The sequence below is a fragment of the Ligilactobacillus sp. UO.C109 genome (genome assembly GCF_026847815.1).
Taxonomy (GTDB): Bacteria; Bacillota; Bacilli; order Lactobacillales; family Lactobacillaceae; genus Ligilactobacillus; species Ligilactobacillus salivarius.
Map to the genome: position 1 here is coordinate 28,201 of NZ_JAPSFH010000003.1, position 22,153 is coordinate 50,353.

26 protein-coding genes are annotated in these 22,153 nt (G+C 31.7%); 21 read left to right on the plus strand and 5 right to left on the minus strand.

Features of this window, described 5'->3' with window-relative positions; translation table 11 throughout:
• Positions 1-8 precede the first annotated feature (8 nt).
• The 9 genes from OZJ21_RS00175 (at position 9) to OZJ21_RS00215 (ending at position 6,985) form a co-directional block, all read left to right on the plus strand.
• Positions 9-1,514, plus strand: coding sequence for a sodium:solute symporter (locus OZJ21_RS00175; protein ID WP_179219952.1), 1,506 nt, complete (start codon positions 9-11; stop codon positions 1,512-1,514).
• Between the two features lie 177 nt (positions 1,515-1,691).
• Entirely contained in the window at positions 1,692-2,354 is a 663-nt protein-coding gene (locus tag OZJ21_RS00180) for a serine dehydratase beta chain (protein ID WP_179219934.1), read from the plus strand.
• 12 nt (positions 2,355-2,366) lie between these two features.
• Positions 2,367-3,248, plus strand: coding sequence for an L-serine ammonia-lyase, iron-sulfur-dependent, subunit alpha (sdaAA, locus tag OZJ21_RS00185; RefSeq protein ID WP_003703459.1), 882 nt, complete (start codon positions 2,367-2,369; stop codon positions 3,246-3,248).
• A 16-nt stretch (positions 3,249-3,264) separates the two neighbouring features.
• On the plus strand, positions 3,265-3,579 hold the full coding sequence (locus tag OZJ21_RS00190) for a metal-sulfur cluster assembly factor (RefSeq protein ID WP_003703477.1): 315 nt from the start codon (positions 3,265-3,267) through the stop codon (positions 3,577-3,579).
• A gap of 26 nt (positions 3,580-3,605) precedes the next feature.
• On the plus strand, positions 3,606-4,097 hold the full coding sequence (locus tag OZJ21_RS00195; RefSeq protein ID WP_003699404.1) for a DUF1440 domain-containing protein: 492 nt from the start codon (positions 3,606-3,608) through the stop codon (positions 4,095-4,097).
• 116 nt (positions 4,098-4,213) lie between these two features.
• Positions 4,214-4,999: a carbon-nitrogen family hydrolase gene (locus OZJ21_RS00200; RefSeq protein ID WP_268857228.1), complete on the plus strand. Its 786-nt coding sequence runs from the start codon at positions 4,214-4,216 to the stop codon at positions 4,997-4,999.
• A gap of 17 nt (positions 5,000-5,016) precedes the next feature.
• Positions 5,017-6,195, plus strand: coding sequence for a pyridoxal phosphate-dependent aminotransferase (locus tag OZJ21_RS00205; RefSeq protein WP_268857229.1), 1,179 nt, complete (start codon positions 5,017-5,019; stop codon positions 6,193-6,195).
• Positions 6,196-6,356: 161 nt separating this feature from the next.
• The gene (locus OZJ21_RS00210; protein WP_164480372.1) at positions 6,357-6,623 is read left to right on the plus strand and encodes a hypothetical protein; all 267 of its coding nucleotides are present in this window, start codon (positions 6,357-6,359) and stop codon (positions 6,621-6,623) included.
• Between the two features lie 20 nt (positions 6,624-6,643).
• Positions 6,644-6,985 (plus strand): hypothetical protein, encoded by a 342-nt coding sequence (locus OZJ21_RS00215; RefSeq protein WP_161017666.1) that lies wholly within the window; start codon positions 6,644-6,646, stop codon positions 6,983-6,985.
• Between the two features lie 182 nt (positions 6,986-7,167).
• Here OZJ21_RS00215 and OZJ21_RS00220 read toward each other — a convergent pair whose 3' ends face one another.
• Positions 7,168-8,136: a thioredoxin family protein gene (locus tag OZJ21_RS00220; protein ID WP_268857230.1), complete on the minus strand. Its 969-nt coding sequence runs from the start codon at positions 8,134-8,136 to the stop codon at positions 7,168-7,170.
• A gap of 286 nt (positions 8,137-8,422) precedes the next feature.
• Positions 8,423-8,686 (minus strand): hypothetical protein, encoded by a 264-nt coding sequence (locus OZJ21_RS00225; protein WP_081510155.1) that lies wholly within the window; start codon positions 8,684-8,686, stop codon positions 8,423-8,425.
• Between the two features lie 231 nt (positions 8,687-8,917).
• Here OZJ21_RS00225 and OZJ21_RS00230 point away from each other — a divergent pair, with 231 nt between their 5' ends.
• The 10 genes from OZJ21_RS00230 (at position 8,918) to OZJ21_RS00275 (ending at position 14,485) form a co-directional block, all read left to right on the plus strand.
• Entirely contained in the window at positions 8,918-9,091 is a 174-nt protein-coding gene (locus OZJ21_RS00230; protein ID WP_003703486.1) for a bacteriocin, read from the plus strand.
• Between the two features lie 123 nt (positions 9,092-9,214).
• Positions 9,215-9,472, plus strand: coding sequence for a DUF5976 family putative bacteriocin (locus OZJ21_RS00235; RefSeq protein ID WP_268857231.1), 258 nt, complete (start codon positions 9,215-9,217; stop codon positions 9,470-9,472).
• A 5-nt stretch (positions 9,473-9,477) separates the two neighbouring features.
• Complete coding sequence (locus OZJ21_RS00240; protein WP_081510154.1) at positions 9,478-9,672, plus strand: Blp family class II bacteriocin; 195 nt, start codon at positions 9,478-9,480, stop codon at positions 9,670-9,672.
• A gap of 17 nt (positions 9,673-9,689) precedes the next feature.
• Positions 9,690-9,896: a Blp family class II bacteriocin gene (locus OZJ21_RS00245; protein ID WP_003703485.1), complete on the plus strand. Its 207-nt coding sequence runs from the start codon at positions 9,690-9,692 to the stop codon at positions 9,894-9,896.
• Positions 9,897-10,325: 429 nt separating this feature from the next.
• Positions 10,326-10,445, plus strand: coding sequence for an induction peptide AbpIP family protein (locus tag OZJ21_RS00250; protein ID WP_268857232.1), 120 nt, complete (start codon positions 10,326-10,328; stop codon positions 10,443-10,445).
• 2 nt (positions 10,446-10,447) lie between these two features.
• The gene (locus tag OZJ21_RS00255; protein WP_268857277.1) at positions 10,448-11,734 is read left to right on the plus strand and encodes a GHKL domain-containing protein; all 1,287 of its coding nucleotides are present in this window, start codon (positions 10,448-10,450) and stop codon (positions 11,732-11,734) included.
• Between the two features lie 13 nt (positions 11,735-11,747).
• On the plus strand, positions 11,748-12,542 hold the full coding sequence (locus OZJ21_RS00260) for a LytR/AlgR family response regulator transcription factor (protein WP_268857233.1): 795 nt from the start codon (positions 11,748-11,750) through the stop codon (positions 12,540-12,542).
• 36 nt (positions 12,543-12,578) lie between these two features.
• A complete protein-coding gene (locus OZJ21_RS00265; RefSeq protein WP_268857234.1) occupies positions 12,579-12,809 on the plus strand; it encodes a hypothetical protein in 231 nt (76 codons plus the stop codon).
• Positions 12,810-13,101: 292 nt separating this feature from the next.
• Positions 13,102-13,299: a hypothetical protein gene (locus tag OZJ21_RS00270; RefSeq protein WP_003699419.1), complete on the plus strand. Its 198-nt coding sequence runs from the start codon at positions 13,102-13,104 to the stop codon at positions 13,297-13,299.
• Between the two features lie 454 nt (positions 13,300-13,753).
• Positions 13,754-14,485, plus strand: coding sequence for a hypothetical protein (locus tag OZJ21_RS00275; RefSeq protein WP_268857235.1), 732 nt, complete (start codon positions 13,754-13,756; stop codon positions 14,483-14,485).
• A 106-nt stretch (positions 14,486-14,591) separates the two neighbouring features.
• Here OZJ21_RS00275 and OZJ21_RS00280 read toward each other — a convergent pair whose 3' ends face one another.
• Together OZJ21_RS00280 and OZJ21_RS00285 are read right to left on the minus strand one after the other, a co-directional pair.
• On the minus strand, positions 14,592-14,858 hold the full coding sequence (locus tag OZJ21_RS00280; protein WP_191355796.1) for a hypothetical protein: 267 nt from the start codon (positions 14,856-14,858) through the stop codon (positions 14,592-14,594).
• A 35-nt stretch (positions 14,859-14,893) separates the two neighbouring features.
• On the minus strand, positions 14,894-15,715 hold the full coding sequence (locus OZJ21_RS00285) for an integrase (protein ID WP_268857236.1): 822 nt from the start codon (positions 15,713-15,715) through the stop codon (positions 14,894-14,896).
• A 259-nt stretch (positions 15,716-15,974) separates the two neighbouring features.
• Between OZJ21_RS00285 and OZJ21_RS00290 the strand changes: the two genes are divergently transcribed.
• A complete protein-coding gene (locus OZJ21_RS00290; RefSeq protein WP_081535606.1) occupies positions 15,975-17,945 on the plus strand; it encodes a fructose-1,6-bisphosphatase in 1,971 nt (656 codons plus the stop codon).
• A gap of 62 nt (positions 17,946-18,007) precedes the next feature.
• Here the strand turns inward: OZJ21_RS00290 and OZJ21_RS00295 are convergent, their stop codons facing one another.
• A complete protein-coding gene (locus OZJ21_RS00295; RefSeq protein WP_268857237.1) occupies positions 18,008-18,589 on the minus strand; it encodes an LPXTG cell wall anchor domain-containing protein in 582 nt (193 codons plus the stop codon).
• Positions 18,590-19,461: 872 nt separating this feature from the next.
• On the opposite strand from OZJ21_RS00295, the gene adhE reads away from it, so the two are divergent.
• Positions 19,462-22,119, plus strand: coding sequence for a bifunctional acetaldehyde-CoA/alcohol dehydrogenase (gene adhE, locus OZJ21_RS00300; RefSeq protein WP_099460248.1), 2,658 nt, complete (start codon positions 19,462-19,464; stop codon positions 22,117-22,119).
• Positions 22,120-22,153: the final 34 nt, after the last annotated feature.

Consider the following 22,153-nt stretch of genomic DNA (forward strand, 5'->3'; position numbering starts at 1 on the left):
GAAACGAAATGGAAAAAGTCGGTTTTGGTACTCTTAATTGGATTGTCCTAGTTTTATATTTGCTAGCAATGTTAGCAGTCGGAGCTTATTTTACTAAAAAAGCAAGTAAGAATACAGATTCATTTTTCACAGCTGAAGGTAAAATTCCAGCTTGGGCTGCAGGATTTAGCATTTATGCTACAACTTTAAGTGCTATCACTTTTATGTCTACACCTGAACAAGCTTTCTTAAATGATTGGGCATATTCAATTGGTAATTTAGCAATTATTGCTATCATTCCAATTTTAGTTAAGTACTATGTTCCATTCTTTAGAAAATTAAAAGTTCCAACAGCTTATGGATACTTAGAAGAAAGATTTGGTCCGGTAATGCGAATTTTAGGTAGTTTACTATTTATGCTTTATCATATTGCTCGAGTAGCTATTGTTATTTACTTACCTATCATCGCAATTACATCTGTTTCGGATATTAATCCAATTATTATTGCATTATTCGTAGGCGGACTATGTATCATTTATACATTCCTAGGTGGTATTGAAGGTGTTATTTGGTCAGATGTTATCCAAGGCATTTTACTACTTGGTGGTGCCTTATTAGTTATTATTTTAGGTGCACATTATATTGATGGGGGCTGGGCTACTGTAGCTTCTGATGCAATTACACATCATAAATTAATTTCTGGATTTGATATGAAAATAAGTGACTTATCCAAATTCTTACCCTTGATATTTGCAGGTCAATTCTTTAATAGTTTGTATCAATACACTGGTAGTCAAGATGTTGTACAACGTTATCAAACAACAGCAACAATGGAAGAAACAAAAAAATCTCTTTGGACAAATGGTATTTTAGCATTTATCACAATTCCTATTTTTTATGGAATGGGTACAGTTCTATTTAGTTTCTACAACCACGCAGCAATGTTACCAAAAGGATTTAATACAAGTGCAGTTGTACCATACTTTATTGTAACTAAACTTCCTGCAGGTATTGCTGGACTAGTTATTGCTGCTATCTTTGCTGCTGCTCAATCAACTATTGCTTCTAGTTTAAATGCTATTTCTTCTTGTGGTATTGTTGACTTTAAACAAAGATTCTTTAATGATAAATTTAAGAATATTAGTGATGTTGCTTTAGCTCGTTGGATTATCGTAATTTCTGGTTTATTTAGTTTAGCAGTTGCTATTTACTTATTAGTTGGCAATACTTCAGAAACATGGAACTTATTCTTAGCAGTAACTGGTTTGTTTGGTGTTCCTATTGCAGGTATCTTTGCTGCAGGTATTTTTACAGAAAAAGCTAATACTGTTGGTGCTGTAATTGCTTTGATTGTAGCAGCTGGTTTAACATATTATGTACAATCTTTAAATATTTCTCCATTTATTACAAGTAGCGTATCATTCTTGACATCATTTGTAGTAAGTTACCTTGTGGGTCTAGTTACACCACAATACAGAAAGGATGTAACAGGATTAACAGCTAAAACTATTGATGTGGAATACACTAAAAAATAATTATAATTAGAATATGAAAATTGCTGGTAATTTTTAAACAAAAGTTATCGGCAATTTTTTATTTAAATAGGAAGAAACTATTCTTTATTTTATTATCATAAAAATAATTAAAAGTTACAGCTTATGTGGTGTGCTATAATAATGTAGAAGATATCCTAGTGAAAGCAGGTACTCGGTTTGAGTAATTTATATAGAAGTGTTTTTGATATTATTGGACCAATAATGATAGGTCCTTCAAGTTCTCATACTGCCGGTGCGGTTGCAATTGGAAGGGCAGCTAATGATTTATTTGGTGGCATTCCTAAAAGGGTAGTTGTACATTATTATGGCTCATTTGCTAAGACACATCGCGGTCATGGAACAGATTATGCAATTGCAGCAGGAGTTTTAGGATTTGATGCATCAGATCCACGAGTTCCTAATTCTAGACAAATTGCTAGAGAACAAGGAGTAGATATTAGATTTGTAGAGGAGAGTGGCAAAAGTCCAATTCACCATCCTAATACTGCAATTCTAGATTTAATTAATGAAGAAAAGAAAGTTCAAATTTCAGGTTGCTCCATTGGTGGTGGGACGATAGAAATCCGTAATATAAAACTTCATGGAATAGATATAGAACCAACCGGGCCATTATCGATTGTACTCTACGTAACTACTAATGCGGAAAAAGATGATGGATCATCACTTGTTGAAGACTTGAAGAGATTGGCTCCATTCGACAAGAAACAAGTTTTAAAAAATGATGAGTACACGATATATGAATTTGATTTGAAACAGCAACTGCAAGAAGGTATAAGAGGCTTTTTTATTAATAAATATGAAAATATCATTTGTTTATAAGAGGAAAATAAAATGTATGCAAGTATAGAAGAATTAGTTAGCGATGCTACAATTAAAAACTTACCAATATCTGAATTAGTTATTCAAGCTGAGTGTAACGATATGAACGTTTCCAGAAATGATGTATGGAGAAAAATGAAACATAATTTAGACACTATGAGATTAGCAGTTAGTCGGGGTGCCCATGGAATTGGAGTACACTCTAAAACAGGATTAACAGGTGGTGATGCTGTAAAAATAAAAGATTATCGAAAATCTCATAAAACATTATCTGGAGATATGATAATGTCAGCAGTACAATCAGCCATTGCTACAAATGAAGTTAATGCAGCGATGGGAGTTATATGTGCAACTCCAACAGCAGGATCTTCAGGTACTCTTCCAGGAGTATTATTTACTCTTGAAAAGAGGTTGGGATTAGATGAAGAACAAATGGTGAGATTTTTATTTACTGCTGGTGGATTTGGAATGGTTATTGCTAACAATGCTTGCATTGCAGGTGCTACAGGTGGTTGCCAAGCTGAAGTAGGTAGTGCTTCTGGAATGGGAGCAGCTGCGGCTGTAGAAGTAGCAGGCGGGACTCCTAAACAGAGTGCTAATGCAATGGCGATTGCAATTAGTAATTTATTAGGTTTGGTATGTGATCCTATTGCAGGGTTAGTAGAAGTACCTTGTATTAATCGTAATGCTATTGGTTCTAGCAATGCTTTGATATCTGCAGACATGGCACTGGCTGGTTGTGAAAGTATGATTCCGGCAGATGAAGTAATTAGTGCGATGGACAAGGTTGGCAAAAACATGCCAGAGTCACTACGAGAAACAGGAATTGGTGGCCTGGCAGGAACTCCAACTGGACAAGAAATTAGAATGCGTATTTTTGGTAAAAATCTATAAGAAAGGACCAAGTCGTATGAGAAGTAATAAAGAGGTCAGAGATGATATAATAGAGAAGCTAACAACAGTGGTTGATCCCGAATTGAATATAGATATTGTTAACTTAGGATTAATTTACAACGTTGACTTAGATGAAGATGGCATTTGTTTGGTAGAAATGACGTTGACTACAATGGGTTGCCCACTTACTAACATTTTGGCAGATATGGTTACAAGAGCTTTGAGAGATATTCCAGAGATAAAGAACGTAGATGTTGAATTTGTATGGGAGCCAATGTGGACGACAGATCGTTTAAGTCGATACGCTAAGTTAGCTTTAGGGATACACTAGTAGCAATTCAAAGAGGGGTGATTTTTGTGAACAAAAGTCTAAAAAATGTTTTAATTGCTGGAACTGCATCGGGAATTATTTCTGGTTTAGTTAAATTAGGTTGGGAAAACATTATGCCACCTAGAACTCCTGAACGCGATGAAGTTAATCCTCCACAAACATTCCTACAACAATTGGGAGTACCGGCAGAGATAACACAATCAACTTATAAATATTCTGGTCATAGAATGCCATGGGCTAGTTTCCTAATTCACTTTGGATTTTCAGTAACTTTTGCGACAACATATGCATTAGCATTGGAAAAGAAAATGAATTGGTTAACTAAGAAACAAGGTATTCCATTTGGTGTAGCTATGTGGATTGCTTTCCACTTGGTAATTATGCCAGCTATGAAGACTATTCCAAGTGCTAAACGTCAACCTTTAGAAGAACACTTATCAGAAGTATTGGGTCACATTTTCTGGATGTATACTAATCATGAAGTGGCTAAAGAAATTTTAGATAGATTAGATAAATGATAGAGATAAGGATTAAGATGAGCTAGTCTTAATCCTTATTTTTTATTAGTATTTTTTGTTTAAAAATGATAGAGTATAATTAAATTATCATAATTACTTGAATAAGAGGTGATTGCATGACATTAAGGATTGCATTGGCACAAATTCCTGTTGAACATGGGAAACCTGAAGAAAATTACAAAAAGGTTGATCAATATTTAAGCAAGGCAGCACAAGCTAAGGTGGATGTAGTTGTCTTGCCAGAATTGTGGAATACAGGTTATGATCTAGCAAGGTTAGAAGAAATCGCAGATGTTGAAGGGAAGCGAACTAAAGAATTTCTACAAGCTAAAGCACAAGACTATAAGGTTAACATTGTTGGTGGATCAGTTGCGATTAAAGAACATGAACAGTTTTACAATACAACTTATATTGTTGATAAACAAGGTAAGCTTATTAGTGAGTATCGTAAAGTTCATTTGTTTAGATTGATGGATGAAGATAAGTATTTAGCTGCTGGTGATCAAAAAAATGTTTTTGAATTAGCTGGTGTGAAGAGTGCATCTTTTATCTGCTATGACATTAGATTTCCAGAATGGTTGCGGACAGTTGCTAAGGAAAAATTGAGTGTAATCTATGTCGTGGCTCAATGGCCTCAAACTAGAATTGAACAATGGAAATCCTTGTTAATTGCAAGAGCGATTGAAAATCAAACTTATGTTGTTGCGGTTAATCGAGTGGGTGAAAATCCTGATAATAAGTTTAATGGTCATTCGCTGATAATTAATCCTTTAGGTGAAGTTTTAAGTGATAGTGGCGATCAAGAAACATTGACAGTTTATGATTTAGATACATCTAAAATGGAAAAATTCACGCAACAAATTCATGTATTTGAGGATCGCAGACCAGAATTATACGACTAAGAAGGTGAGGAAAGACGATGAAATTTGAAAAATCTGAAATTCTAAAAAATCTACCAAAGCAATTTTTTGCTAATTTGGTAATCAAAGTTAACAAAAAAATTGCAGAAGGAGTAGATGTTATCAATCTAGGACAAGGTAATCCTGATAAACAAACTCCTGAATATATCGTCAAGAGCACACAAAAATGGGTAGCTAGTCCGCAAAGTCACAAGTACTCATTGTTTCGTGGACAGCCAGAATTTAAACAAGCTGTGGCAGACTTCTATCAAGAAAAGTATCAAACTACATTCGACCCAGAAAAAGAAGTTGCAGTTCTTGGTGGCTCTAAAACTGGCCTAGTCGAACTACCACTAGCTTTGATGAATCCTGGTGATGTATTTTTATTACCTGATCCTGGTTATCCAGATTATTGGTCTGGAGCTACACTTGGGCAGGTCACTTTTGAGAAAGTTCCGCTTTTGAAGGAGAATAATTTCTTGCCAGATTTGAAATCTATTCCAGAAGAACTTGCTAGAAAGGCTAAATTCTTCTATATTAACTACCCTAATAATCCAACGGGTGCGACCGCAACTCGAGAATTTTACGAAGAATTAGTTGCTTGGGCAAAGAAATATGAAGTAGGTATCATCAGCGATTTTGCATATGGTGCAATTGGTTTTGATGGAGAGCGACCATTAAGTTTTATGGAGATTCCAGGAGCTAAGGATGTTGGTATCGAATTTTATACCTTCTCTAAGACTTTTAACATGGCAGGCTGGCGAGTTGCTTTTGCGGTAGGAAATGCTGATATCATTGATGCTTTAAATCTTATCCAAGATCATTTATTTGTAAGTATCTTTCCAGCTCTACAATATGCAGGAATTGATGCTTTGAAAGCCCCAGAACGCGATGCTGAAATCAGTAAGATTGTAGATCGTTACGAAACTAGAAGAAATGCGTTCATCCAAGCTGCTGAAAAAATCGGATGGAAAGCTTTCGTACCTAAGGGAACTTTCTATGCTTGGATGGAAGTACCAAAGGGATATAGTAGTGAAGAATTTGCAGATTTACTTTTGAATGAAGCTGGAGTAGCAGTAGCTCCTGGAAATGGTTTTGGCGAATATGGAGAAGGTTATGTACGAATTGGTTTGTTAATTGAACCAGAACGTTTAGAAGAAGCAGTTGATAGAATCGCAAAACTTAATTTATTTAAATAGTTGGGAATAGTGGCAAAACAGCGATATTTTTGTCGCTATTTTTTTAACGTACATGGATATGAACCAAATAAGCAGAAAAGAGTGTTAATTAAGAAAATATAGAATTGAATTTAATTAAAATAGTATAATAATGGCAAAAATAGAGAATAGATGGTGGAATGATGGATTATTTAGTTATTAAGGCAATTATTTGGATATTTTTTATAACATCAGCAATTTTAGAAGTTAATTATAAGAAAAAATATGGTGAATTAGATAAACGAGCTAGAAAACAAGCAATATTAGGAATATTTCTAATAGTAACTACAATATTTGATGAAGGCTATGAAAATAAAATACTATATATGATAGTATCAATAGCATTGTTGGTATATATAGTCTTAGTGATGTATAGATTAGTTATGGCTATTAAGGATAGGAAAAAATAATAAGAAAGGTGATAAAGCAAATGAAAGCAATCTATAGAGGTAGAAAAGTAGATGTTTGGCAAGTGAGTAGAGATAATATCCAGCCTGATTGGGTAAAATATGCTTTTGAGCATAATGGATTACGATGGCTGCATGGTAGTGGTAATAAAGTCAGAATTTATTGGCCGGCAGTTACTAGGGCAAAAAAAGGAATAATACGAACTATTTTGAATGGTATTTCAGCTTCTCTTGTTAGTATAAATGGTGGCAGCGCGGCGATGTATGATATTGGCTTTGAGGGAGATGTTATCGATTTTACCAATTCTAAGGTTGTTACAGCCGAAAAGTTTGCTAAGAAGTATCGGGTAGTGTCTGAAGAGTAAACAGCATATTATTTGAAGTTAGCCCCAAAAATTAATGTGAGAAATAAAGTTGCAAATTTTGAAAAAAGTTAAATATAAAGATAGGACCAATTAGAAAATTTATGCAAATAATTGATTTTTCTAAATCAAAACGATAATTTTGCATAAATTAAAAAATTGGTCCTATTACTATATTAGATATTTTATTTTTTATCCCAATTTTTTAAACTCAATCCTGTCCATATAGTGATACCAATATATAGAACTAGAAAAGAGACCAACGCTATAATACGTTCTAGTCGCTTAGGAATAAGTCGGGGAATAGGAAGTTTAAATAGTGGCTGATGATAAAGAGGGACAGCCCCTAACTGTGGTAGAACAGAATTTTTATTTTCTTTATTAGTAGTTTGTTTCTGAACTTTTTTAACAGGTTTAGATGACTGTGAAGTAGTATTAACTAATTCAAGAGTAGTTTTTTCCTCTTTAAGTTGGTTTATGTTTGTTGGTATAGGCTTAATAGTTGGCTTAACATTTTGATTATTTGTAATAACAGTATTTGAAGTATTTGCACTTACAGTTTTCTTTATGGTATAGGAATCTGCCAATTTGTTAGCATCTGCAAAAAATAAAAAGTCGTAAAATTCTTGTCCTGTTTTTTCGCCACCAACCCAAGCACTAACCAACTTACCATTCTTTAAACGCATAGTTGTAGGTGTTCCAGGAATTCCAATTTCTTTAAACGCAAAGTCATGAGCATTAGGTTCAGCATCAATATCATAGTAGTAAAGCTGATTATTTATTAGTTGATTAAAATCACGTAGGTGTGGTGAAGCTTGCCGGCAAAAATAACAAGTAGGACGTCCAATGTAAAGAACTTGGTCTAAGTTATTGGTATTTTCAGTAACCATGTTCTTAACAGTATTCGTATCTACTTTGTTAAAGTTGGCTACATTTTGATTATATTCATCTACTGTAACATCATGAGAGTAAAATTTTTCTTCAATTGCAGCATCTTCATCATTAGAATCAACAGGTATACTTTGACTTTGAGACGTAACTGTTGTTTCAGATGTTGTAGTAGGTGTGACTTCATCCGCTAATATACTATTCGTCGTGATTCCCCAAGTTAGTAAAAAAGAATATATTAGCAAAGTAAATTTAATGTATCTCATTTTTCAATCCCCCTAATCGTATATATGTAATTATTGCAAATAATGTCTACATAGTGTGATAAACTGCTGGAATGGTAGCAATAACTACTTATTTGGACTATTTGCCAAATAGGTGAGAAATAGTGCTAGTTAAGAAATTTAGCATTGGATATATAGGCGATTACTTGGATTTCACTAATCGCAAAATTATACCAGAAAGAAAATTTAAAAAGAAGTACAAAATTGTTGATACATATGTTAATAAATAAGCCTATCAGGTGTAATTTGATACCTGATAGGCTTATTGTTATCTTCCTGAAATCAAGAAAAATTTAATAATAGAAATAAAGATAAATAGCAATTGTAATCCAAAATCAATTCTATTTAGTGGATGCTTGTCATCAGTAGATTCAAAATAGTGAAAATGTAGCATGGTTGTAACCAAAGAAGAAAAGGCTAGTATACCAAGATGAATTAGATTTCCATCAACTAATGTCCAGATCAATAGGAGTAAAGTAATTAGTGAAACAGAAATTTTGCTGAAATTAATATTATTAGAAAAACTATTCATACTTTTTACCTCAATTCATTATAAAAGTATTTTTATTATTACATAGAAAGTAATAAATTGAGGAGATTTTTCCAATTTGGTAATAAGTGGTGCCTATCTGGTTGAAAAAAGAGAATAAGAATAAAATTTAGCAAAATTAGAAGAAATAGTCAAAAAGAGCAGATGAAGTGAATAATTATAAGTGTAAATTATAGCTATAATAAATTTTTAAAATTATGAGGTGTTGAAGTTATGAATAATAATTTTATACAAGTTGATAAGAAAGAATTAGCACATATAATTGGTGGAAGAAATTCTTATGATTATATAGATAGCGGACAGTTTGGTTATGATATAGGATGTACAATCGCTAATACCAAATTTTTCAAAAGATTAAGACATTCAAATCAAAATATTTGTAGTTAAACAGAAATGTAACCAACTAGGTATAAAACATTTTATGCTAAATTGATATTTGAATACGGAATGATAATACAATAAAAGTGTAAGCATATGTTTCACAAGTGTTTTAGAGAGGATGTGTTCTATGTGCTGAAAAAACTATGGGAGACTTGGTTGGATGGTGGATTCATTAGAGGAAAGAAGAGATATGTTATTGCTCCAGTTATTTGGGCACTATTGATTCCACTAGGAATATGGCTGTTTGGTAATGAGGAAATGTCTTATTTAGATTATATTCAAACGCCTAAAATGATAATAGTTACTATTTTTTGTCTAGTAGGTGGTAGTACACTACTTTACTTATTAGATACTGCGATGAAAATAAATAAACATATGAAAGGATGATTATCATGATGAGGGAATTTACAGTATTGACAGAATGTGAGTTAGCAAAGGTTGATGGTGGGAAACGTGGTCCTAACTGTGTAGGTAACTTCTTAGGTGGTCTATTTGCTGGAGCAGCTGCAGGAGTTCCACTTGGACCAGCTGGTATTGTAGGTGGAGCAAACTTAGGAATGGTAGGCGGAGCACTTACTTGTTTATAATATAGGAGTGATTTAAAATGAAAAATCTAGATAAAAGATTCACAATTATGACTGAAGATAACTTAGCATCAGTAAATGGTGGTAAAAATGGTTATGGTGGTAGTGGAAATCGCTGGGTTCACTGTGGAGCTGGCATCGTAGGTGGAGCTTTAATTGGAGCTATCGGTGGACCCTGGTCAGCCGTAGCGGGTGGAATTTCTGGTGGTTTTACAAGTTGCCGTTAAGATAAGTCTAATGAATTAGAAAATAAGAAATAAATCTATTTTTCTTCAAGTAGTGTCAAGTGTAAGTTATAGTATATAGCTAAATTTGACACTACTTTTATTATTTTTAATATAATATATTTTGAGATTAGGAAGTGAGTATATGGTATTTTGGGTTACTGTAATAGTTGCATATAGTATCTTTATAAGTATTTATACTAGTCTAAAAGAAGATGGGCATTATAAGTTATTTGATGAGAAAGTCATAGAAAAGAATAAGAAAATAAGTTATGTGAGAGCGTGGGTGTTAAATTTTATGTGGTGGCTATAGTTTTAAGAATTTCATCCAAATAAGCATTAAAATGAACCGAATATGATAAAAAACGAATAAAGTAGATTAAAAAATGTTAAACTATATTTGTAATAAAGATAACAAAGGAGAGATTTTTTATGAAGTTTGAAGTGTTAACAGAAAAAAAGTTACAAGTTGTTGTAGGTGGGACTACAAAGAATTTTGGAAAATCACAGTATAAGAAGTGCTTATTTAATTTTTTTAGAACTTGTAAGTGATGATGTCATTGAACAGTGAAGTAGATTATTTTATATCAGTTATTTCTTTATTTTTAGGCATAATCTTTGACTATGTGTTTTTTTATTTAATATCACCAATTAAAAAAAATATAAAAAAAGATAGTATTTTTATATGTACCACATTTCCACTAGTATTTATATTTAGTGGTGCTGGGGATAGGATGGCTTTCTATACAGAATTAGTGGAAGTTACCCTATTTTATTTTGTATATAAAAGAAGAATTATAGATTATGGAATATTAGGCAGATTATTATTAATACAGTCATATTCGTATATTACATATGGAGTTGAAAATCTATTTTTTCAACTTATAGGCAAACAGGATACAAGTATTAATTCAATGATATGTGGATTTATATTTGTATTAATAGAGTATATATTATTTACTAAAACCACTGTCGTAGAGAATTTAGATAATGAGTATGGGAAAGTATATTTTTTCCTAATTTTATATTTATATTTTGGCTCAATAGCTGTCTATTACTTAGCTAACTACGTTATAAAAATAGATATATTAGCATATACGATTGCTATAATAATTATTATAGGTCAATTAATTTTCTCACTATATATCTATAATAATAGTAAAAAAATTAGACAAGATAAATTAAATTTACAACAAATTAAAGATTTAAAGACCTATACTCAACAGTTAGAAAGTAGCCAGCGAAGTTTACGTAAATTTAAGCACGATTATCAAAATATGTTATTAAGTTTGAAGCTCAGTGCAAAGAAAAGTCATGATAAAGAGCTAATAGATAAATTAGCTGAATATTCGAGTAAGATTTTAGAAGATAAAGTATTATGGCAGTTTAATGATGTTGACAATGTTAAAGATGAATTATTAAAGAGTTTATTTATCAGTAAGTTGAATAGAATCTTTCAAGATAATATTCAATATTCTTTTGAATGTCGGGATGTGATAGATAGTTTATCGAATAAGTATAATGCATTTGATATCATTAGAATATTAGGGATTACGTATGATAATGCAATTGAAGAAAGTCTTGAACTTGGCGATGAAGCTAGGATAGACACAATGGTTTATCGAGAGAATGGTGAGCTTGAAATAGAAATTAAGAATCGTTGTCGAAATACAGACTTAACAATTCAAGATATGAGAAAATCAGGTTTTACAACTAAGAAGCATCATGATGGATTAGGATTAGCTAATATAGAAGAATTAAGTCAACCTTATAATGATATTTTTATCAATTATCAAATTAAAGATGGTTGGTTTACTTTCCTTATGGTTATGAGCATTTAAGGGGTAGTTTAATTTGAAAGAATATGGAATTATTATTTGTGACGATGAGAAGGATCAAGTTAGAAGGATACATGATTTAGTTAAATATGCTATTTGGTCTTTAGAAGATTCTGCTGACAGTAAAGATAAAGAGGTTAAAATAACTTTAGAAGCTAATAGTTATATTGAAGTAGCTGACTATTTAGAAGATAACAAAGTAGATAGTGGAGTTTATTTTTTAGATATCGAGCTTAGTAGGGATAGAGCAGATAAAGATGGCATAGATTTAGCTGAATTTATTAGACAAAAAGATCCCAATGCACAGATAATTTTTATTACAGCTTATGAAAATCTAGCAGCAATGACCTATCGACGTCGCACAGGAGCGTTAGATTTTATTACTAAAAACGATAGTGATGAAGTGATTCAAAAGAGACTAAATGAAACTTTATCATTAGCTACAAGGAGAATTAGGGAATCTCATGCCATAAAGAAAATGACATTTAGTTATAAAATGGGCAGAAGAATTATTAACGAAAATATCAATGATATTCTATATATTATTACCACTCCTAAGTCACATAGATTAAAAATAGTTACAGTTAATGGTATGGGTGAGTTTACAGGCGATATTAAGAAGTTAGAGGCAGAAAATGATTTTCTAGAAAAAATATCACAATCTTGTTTAGCTAATCCAAGTAATATTGTTGAAATTAACCTGTCAACAAGGGTTATTTCTTTTAAAGATGGATATAAAGAGACTTTTCCTAGAAGAAGTAAGGCTAAAATGAAAAGTTTGATTGAAAGGTATAACTTGAAAACAGTCTAATTTTTTTGTGTTTATTGGTATAGGTGGTGAATGATCATGGTAGAAACAGGTATTATTATATTGCTAGTTGTAGGGTTTATGGTAATTTCAAGGTTGAAAGTAAATTTTACAAAAAATAGTAGATATGCAGGCTTTTTATTGTTAATATTACTGGATCTAAATGGGCTTATGCGAACTTCTATGTTAACAATGAGAGGTTTAATCTTATTGGGAACATTGATGGTTTTTGTAGTTATGTTGATTAAAGAAATTAGAAAATATAGTTAATAAATAGGGTTGGAACTTAGGATATTCCAGCCCTCTTTATATGACATTCCATAATTATCTTTGCAAATGATTATTGACGATGTAAATTATATAACCATACATATTAGTATATGTAGATAATATGGATTAGCGAAAAATGTATAAAATTAAGATTACCAAATAAATCTAAAAAAAGACCAAATTCGATAATTTAGGCACGATGATTTAATAATATGATAAATTAAAACTAGGAGATGAAATTGTATAACAAATAAATCTAGCTGAAATTATTAGTGGAAAGGGGAAGTAATATATGAAAATAAATAAAAAATTTTATAAAAATTATACTTTTTATATTGGCTTAGTAATGTTATCAATAGCGGTAGGAAGTATTTTTCTTGATAAAGGATATTTTTTATTTACAATTATTGATATATTATTTGCTTGCTTAGGTATAAAATATGTTTATCAATCATTGGTGGTAACAAAACGTTGTAAAAGAAGTCGTTAAAATCAATAGAGTAAGAAAGCTAGGAAAAATTAAATTAAAAAAGTATATTTTTATTTAATGATTTTTCTTAACTTTTTATTTTGAAGTTAAGGAGTAAATATGAAAAAGTCAATACTAGTTTTTATTGTATTATTACTATTGGTAATTGATATTTTTAAATGTGGACGAGTTGACGGTATTATCCCACTATTTCTTATCTTAGTTACTGCAAAAGTAAAACGGTCTAAAAAATAATAATTAATAAAATTTTTTTGAATATTCCTTACTATTAAACTACTGGTAGATTTTTATTTCGTAAAGATTAGGGTAGGATTATTGTAGATTAACAAGTAAAGATGAGTGACATGGAAGAAAAATTTTTGAATTATGATATACCCAATTTTGTAAAAGAATCACCTAATTACCTAAAACTATTTGAAAAAGAACGTATCATCCTAAAGAATAATCATGATAAATGGGGATCTACTTTAGTGAGGAATTAGGTCATCCATTGGAATATAAGGAAAATTCAGGAAAAGTAGATTATATATATGATTCTTTCTTGGAAGCCTACTCTCAAGCTGATAATGACGGAGAAGTTTGGTTTTCAGATGAAATAGCATATGAAGTATTTGGTGAACCTAAAGATAAAGATCTTAATGAAAAAGGAGAATTTGGGAATTTGAGCGATGATTTCTTTTGGACAAAGAATCACCTAATTTTCAGACACCATGGTGACTATAATATTAAGAACCTAGAAGATGAGTATCAAGAATGGAAAAATTTGGATAAGAAAGTCAAAGAAGACAGCTTTACGCATGAAAATTTTCTATTAATTTATGAATGGCTTAGGACACATCCTAATTTCTGGAAGGAAAATGTTCATGGGGATAGGGTCTTCTGGGAGACAGCACACATGAATTTAAACTTTATGGATATTTATCCAACTTCTAGTGAAACAAGTGGAAAAATAGAATGGTGTGCTGAAGGTGGATATCATGTTTTAGATGATACTGATGTCCCATATGCAACAACTTATTATCATGATATTGCTTTGGACTGTGGTGGTAATACATATGAGCAAGCAGTACTGAATTTTGCGAAAAACGTTTGGTTACAAACACATGGAATGTTGAAGGATAAAGAAGCAAGACGTGATGCAATCTTTGAAAGATGGGCTAAGGATTCTAGATGTGAATCTGACTGAATACTTAAAATAAAATTTAATAGCTTACGCCAAGTAAAAATCGCCAAGGATTAGTGCAAATCTTTGGCGATTTTTTAAATTTTTCCGGTTTCTACTTGAAAGTTAATCATGGTGCAAAAGGCATTCCTAATGCTAAAAAAATACCAACGAAAATTAAAAATAGTATAGGACTTAATCCTAATATAAAAGAAAATATATACCAAAGAGAACGAGAGTGTTTATTATAAATTACAGAAAAAACACATACAAAAATAGATAAAACTAATATAAGAATAGTTCCTATACTGGAATCCGTTAAAAATAGACGAGTATTCGGAACCCAAGTTAGTAGTGCAACAACAATAGATAAAATAAATATTAAATATTTTTTCATTTTAATTATCTCCTTATGATAAGAAAGGGCAAAAACTACTTTTCTTTTGGAGTTTCATAAACAAAATTATTAAAGTCAATATTGAGCAAGTTTTGACGATAATATACTAATGACTTAATAGATAGATGAAGATGATCTAGAAGTTCAATTTCGGATTTATCTTTATTAGTAAGGAGATAATTGTAAATGTAACTCTGTCTTAATTTTGAAGGAGCTAGTGTCATATTCAAAATTTCTTCATCAGGTCTAACTCTCATTAATAATGAATTTAACGAATTCAATGGTTTTTCAGGATCGTTTTTTAGTGAGAATACGAAATAATTATCAGGTTTTACTTCAATATTATTTAGCAAAATTTCAGTATTTTCTGTATTAAAGTTTCGAAGCTGTCCAAAAGTAATATTAAGTAATCCCTTTGGTTCGATATTTTGAGAGATTAGAAAAAGCTCTAATTTTGCATCATCAGAAAGTTCCGCAATTTTGAAAATTTCAGGTAGATATTGCTGCCAACCAAGTGTAATATTAGTGTATTTATTAACTTTGTAAGTTTTTAAATCGATTAAAGGATATTCATCAATCAAATGATTACTATAGAGAAAAGTAAAATACTTTTTCAAGTGAAAATAGTATTTATTAGCAGTATTAGCAACAATATGATGTTGTTCTTGAATATTTACAAGATAGTTAGTGATATCTTGAGGTCGGACAAGACGAATATCATTACCATGTTCTGATTGACTATAAAAATAGTTATAGAAACTATTGACGGTATAATCGTACAACATTACGGTACTTTCGCGGTAATGTTTAACATCTTTAGCCCAAGATAGAAATTTTTCACGATAAGGATACTCCATATATAACACCTCACTAAAAATTACGTTGCAACTATAACTATTCAAATTATATCATATACAAAAACTTTCTAAAAAGAATCACTGAAAATAATTTTTTATAAAGTATTATTAAGGATTAATGATCCCAAGACGTATATAAATAAGTTTTAATATTTTAAAATAAGTATTTGTAATTAAATAATTAAAAAATATTGACAAAAACATTTTATGGGCGTAATGTAAAAGCATATTGATGACCATAATATAGGGGTTGATAGCGATGAATTTTGATGATAATGAAGAATTAGTAAATAAGCAAGTTGACATGAATGCTTATTCACACAACTTATTAAAAGAAAAATATCCTACGAAACAAGATGTGATTACTGAAATTATGAACTTGGAAGCAATTTTGCATCTTCCAAAGGGAACTGAACACTTTGTAAGTGATTTGCATGGGGAGTATACAGCATTTGATCACGTTTTAAGAAATGGTTCTGGGAGTATTAAACAGAAAATTCAAGATTACTTTTCAGATAGAATGACAGAACAAACGATGCAAGATTTTGCTTTGCTAATCTACTATCCTGAAGATGAATTGGCTCTAGTAAAGAAAAAATTACGTACAGAAAATGAGCTACAACAATGGTACTTAGATAACATTTCCCACTTATTAGAATTTTTAGAATTATCAGGAAGCAAGTATACGCGCTCAAAGGTTCGTAAAGCACTAAATCCTAATTTTGTATATATAACAGAAGAATTATTATATAACGATCCTCAAGAATTTAATAAGAGAAGTTATATTAATCAACTTTTGAAGAATATTTTGAAATTAGATCAAGCAGATAAATTTATTATTGCTACCTGTTACACAATTCAAAGATTAGTAGTAGATCACTTACATGTTCTAGGCGATGTTTACGATAGGGGAGAAGAACCAGACAAAATTATGGATAGATTGATGAATTATCATTCTGTCGATATGCAATGGGGAAATCATGATTTACTATGGCTAGGTGCAATGGCAGGCTCAAAACTATGTATGTTGAATTTATTGAGAATTTGTGCAAGATATAATAATTTAAATATTATAGAAGATGCATATGGCATTAATCTACGTCACCTATCAAGATTTGCTGAAGAGCAATATGAAGATAATCCTCAGTTTAGACCTAAGTTGACCAATGGTGATGGGTATAGATTCAACGGCGAAAAGCTACAAATTACGCAAATTCATCAAGCTGTTGCGATGATGCAATTTAAGCTTGAAGGGAAAGTTATAGCTAGAAGACCAGAATTGGAAATGGATGATCGAGATTTACTTAATAAGATAGATTACAAGAAAAATGTAATTAGTTTAAATGGTAAAGAATATCCGTTACAAAATACTTGTTTCAACACAGTAGACCCTAAAAATCCTAGTGAATTAACAGATGAAGAAAATGCGATTGTAGATGAATTATTAATTTCCATTCAACATTCTACAAAATTAAAACGTCATCTAGATTTTATGATGAATAAAGGTAGTATGTACCGTACATATAATGGCAATCTCTTATTCCATGGATGTATTCCTGCAGATGAAGAAGGAAATTTCTGTAGCTTGAAGATTGGTAGTAAAGAATATTCAGGTAAAAAGTTATTTGATTTTTCTGAAAAGATGATTCGAAAAGCTTACTCTAAGCCAAATGTAAAAGATGATTTTGCCACTGATTTTATGTGGTATTTATGGCAAGGAGCTCTTTCCCCACTGTTCGGTAAGAAATCTATGACTACTTTTGAACGTTATTTTATTGCAGATAAAGCTTGTCATGAAGAAGTAAAGAATCCATATTATAAATTAAGGGAAAATAAGGATTTCTGCATCAAAATTTTACAAGAATTTGGATTTGCTGGTGATGATACTAATCATATTATTAATGGTCATACTCCAGTTAAAAGAGGCCATAATGCAATCTGCGCAGAGGGTTATATGTTGGTAATTGATGGAGGATACTCCAAAGCCTATCAGCCAACAACAGGGATCGCTGGATATACATTATTGTATAATTCATATGGCTTGCAACTAGTTTCGCATCAACCATTTACTTCAAAACAAGATGCTATTAGAAGCGGGAAAGATATCGTTTCAACGGTTCGAGTGGTAAAGCATGAATTACAACGAAAATCAGTTGCGGATACTGATATTGGTGAAAATATTAAAGAAAAAATTAGAGTTTTGTATAATTTATTGAGAAATTATGATTAGAATAAAACATCATCTCAGAGCTAATTTGAGATGATGTTTTTTTGAACTTAATCAGCAAAAGATTAATCTTTCTTTCGTTTCTTTAAACTAAGTCCAGTTGCTAAAGAAAGCATCAAGAGACCAATAGTAGTTAAACCATTATACTCTTCACCAGTTTGTGGAAGTTCCTTGGATGTTGTAGTTTGTTGTAAAGGAACAACTTGATTAGTGTCACCATCACTAATTGTAATATTAGTATTACTTGGATTGGCTTGTAATTTTGCTTGAACCTTACTATTTAAATTATTAGTTTGTATCGTAGTATTATTAGTTGAACTATTTTGGGTAGTATCAGTGCTACTCAAATTATTAGTTACGCTGTTGCTTGATTCACTAGTGGAAGTGGTGGGTACAGTTGAATTTGTAACTGTTTCAGCATCACTTAAAGTAGGGGTGGTCTGAACTGTATCTTTTGAAGTATCAACAGGAGCTGAAGTAGCATTAGTTAAACTAACTTTGTTGTTAGTCGTATGATTTTCAGTTGTATTATTAGCGGCTACTGTAGTAGAGTTTATGCCTGTATCAACTTCACTAGTTGTATCAGCTAAGACTTGGGGTGTAAAGAAAAAGACAGTTCCAAGAGCAACTGAAACATCTAAGTGCATAGCGAGGTACATGTGGAGTATTAGCAATTCGCTTGCCATAATGATTGTTTTTGCTAAGCATAGTCAATCTTTCTTTTCTAAAAGTATTAAGAAATGCTCAAGGTTGAATAAGATTCAAAAATCTAGAGATTGTCAGAAATAAGATTTAATTAACACATTTTTGAGTAGCTAGAAAACGTAGTAAGTATAAAAATATAAGGTTAAATCTGACTTCTAGTTATGTGAATAATGTAACTTGACGTCTTTGCGACAAATTACGATAATTTCATTCAATTTCTATACATTCCTACCCCTTTAGAATATAGTAAAATAAATATTTTTTTAAATATTTTTTCTTCACATTTTTTCGAGGAGATAAAACTAAATAATAGAGAAGATAATTTCTTGAAATAGTTGTTATAAGTAGCATTGACACACTTGAGAATCTGATGTTGTTTTTAAACTAAATGGAATTAATGGCAATTAATGAGATTTGTAAAAAACAGTGTTATTTTAACTATAATTATGAACTTAATGTTCAATCAACATTAAGTTATTTTTGTTGATAAAATTCTCGGAATATATTGTAAAAGTGTACCATATGAGATATGATTAAATTATAATAGAAAACGTTTACAAAAAAATATTTTTTAAGTTTTTTGTTATGCTTTATTTTGTATTTTTGATCGATTGATATAAGTGACTTATTTAACAAAATCTGAGAAAAAATAAAATTAAATTTAAAAATAGTATTGATTTATTGTAGATATGATGTTATTTTATAAGTGTAATATTTGTGAATTAATTCACGATAACACAATTATATTTGTATCGTTTATTAATGGTTAAATATTAACTTATAGTTTATTTAGCTATAGTAGGAGGCTAAAGTAATGGTTAACAAGACAAACAACAAAGAAGAAGATGCTCGTGTATACACTGATGGTTTAGTAGAAAAAGCATTAAAAGCTGAACAAGAATATTCTACTTTCTCACAAGAACAAGTAGATAAGATTGTTGCAGCTGCTGCTTTGGCTGGCTCAGAGGCTGCTTTGATTTTAGCTCATGAAGCAGTAGATGAAACTGGACGTGGGGTTGTAGAAGATAAGGATACAAAGAACCGTTTCGCAACTGAAAATGTCTATAATGCTATTAAGAATGATAAAACAGTTGGTGTAATTGAAGAAGATAAGATTAAAGGCGAAGTAAAAATTGCAGCTCCACTTGGTGTTTTAGCAGGTATTGTACCTACAACAAACCCAACATCAACAGCAATGTTTAAGTCATTATTAGCATTGAAGACTAGAAACGCAATTGTATTCGCTTTCCATCCACAAGCACAAAAATGTTCGGCACATGCAGCAAAAATTATTTACGACGCAGCTGTAAAAGCTGGTGCTCCAAAGAACATTATTCAATGGATTGAGGAACCAAGTCTAGAAAAGACAACAGCTCTTATTCAGAATCGAAAGATTGCTTCTATTTTGGCTACTGGTGGTCCAGGAATGGTTAATGCAGCTTTGAAGTCTGGTAATCCATCAATGGGTGTAGGTGCTGGTAATGGTGCTATCTACGTTGATCATACAGCACACCTTGACAGAGCTGTTGAAGATTTACTTCTATCTAAGAGATTTGATAACGGTATGATTTGTGCTACTGAAAACTCTGCAGTTGTTGAAGCTCCTATCTATGATGAATGGCTAAAGAAGATGGAAGAAAAAGGAGCATACGTTGTTCCTAAGAAAGACTATAAGAAGATTGAAGATTTCGTATTCAATGATAGACATGGTGTAAATGGTCCAGTTGCTGGTAAGCCAGCTCGCTGGATTGCTGAACAAGCTGGTGTAGAACTTCCAGAAGGTAAAGATGTAATGTTATTTGAACTTTCTGCTAAGAACATCGGTGAAAAGCTATCATCCGAAAAACTTTCTCCATTATTGTCAGTATATAAAGCAAAAGATCGTGAAGATGGTATTAAGACCGTTGCTGCATTATTAGATTATCAAGGTGCAGGCCATAACGCTGCTATCCAAATTGGTTCTCAATCCGATCCATTTGTAAAAGAATTTGGTGATAGAACTAAAGCAGCTCGTATCTTGGTAAATCAACCTGATTCCATTGGTGGTATTGGTGATATTTACACAGATGGCTTACGTGCAAGTTTGACACTTGGAACAGGATCATGGGGGAAGAATTCATTGTCACATAATTTATCAACATCAGACCTATTAAATGTTAAGACAGTTGCTAAGAGACGTAACAGACCTCAATGGGTTCGTTTACCAGAAAAGATCTACTACGAAAAGAATGCTATCAGCTATCTACAAGATGAAACTGAAGATATCAACCGTGCATTCATCGTAGCTGACCCAGGAATGGTTAAGTTTGGATTTGTAGACAAAGTTTACGATCAATTAGCAGCAAGAGAAAATGAAGTTAAGACAGCTCTTTATGGAACTGTAAGACCTGACCCAATGTTAGGACAAACAATTGAAATTGCTCAACAAATGGCACAATTCGAACCAGATACAGTTATTGCTATTGGTGGTGGTTCCGCATTGGATGCTACAAAGATTGCTCGTTACATCTATGAATACTCCTTAGATCAAGAACCAGGATTCTTAGATAGCTACGAAAAAGTTAGTGAAGTATTTAAAGAATTACAACAAAAATTCGTTGATATCCGTAAGAGAATTGTTAAATTCCATCACGCTAAGAAGACAAGAATGTTTGCAATTCCAACAACATCTGGTACAGGTTCTGAAGTAACACCATATGCTGTTATTACAGATGATAATACACACGTTAAGTATCCATTAACAGACTATGAATTGACACCACAAGTAGCAATTGTAGACCCAGAATTTGTAATGACTGTTCCTAAGAGAACTGTAGCTCTATCTGGATTGGATAGTTTGTCACATGCTCTTGAATCATATGTATCAGTCATGGCATCCGATTTCACACGCCCATGGTCAATGCAAGCTATTAAGTTAGTATTTGAAAACTTGGAAGCTTCATATAAGTATGATCCAAAACATCCTACATTAGAAGGCGAAAAAGCTCGTGAAAATATGCACTATGCTGCAACATTAGCAGGTATGGCATTTGCTAATGCATTCTTGGGTATTAACCACTCAATCGCTCACAAGACTGGTGGGGAATTTGGATTACCTCATGGTTTGGCAATTTCCATTGCTATGCAACACGTAATTAAATTTAACGGTGCTTCTGGTCGTGTAAAACGTACACCATTCCCACGTTATGAAGTATATCGTGCTCAAAAAGACTATGCAGATATTGCTCGTGCATTAGGTTTGAAAGGTAACTCAGATGCTGAATTAGTAGATGCATTATGCAACAAGATTAACGATTTAATGAAGAAATTAGACGTTGAACCTAAGTTATCTGCAAATGGTGTAACTAAAGAACAATTTGAAAAAGCTCTTGATAAGATGGTTGATCGTGTTTACGATGATCAATGCACAACTGCAAATCCTCGTCAACCATACTTGAAAGAAATTCGTCAATTGTTGATCGATCAATTCTAATTATTTAGTAAATTGTAATTACCATTAATATCAA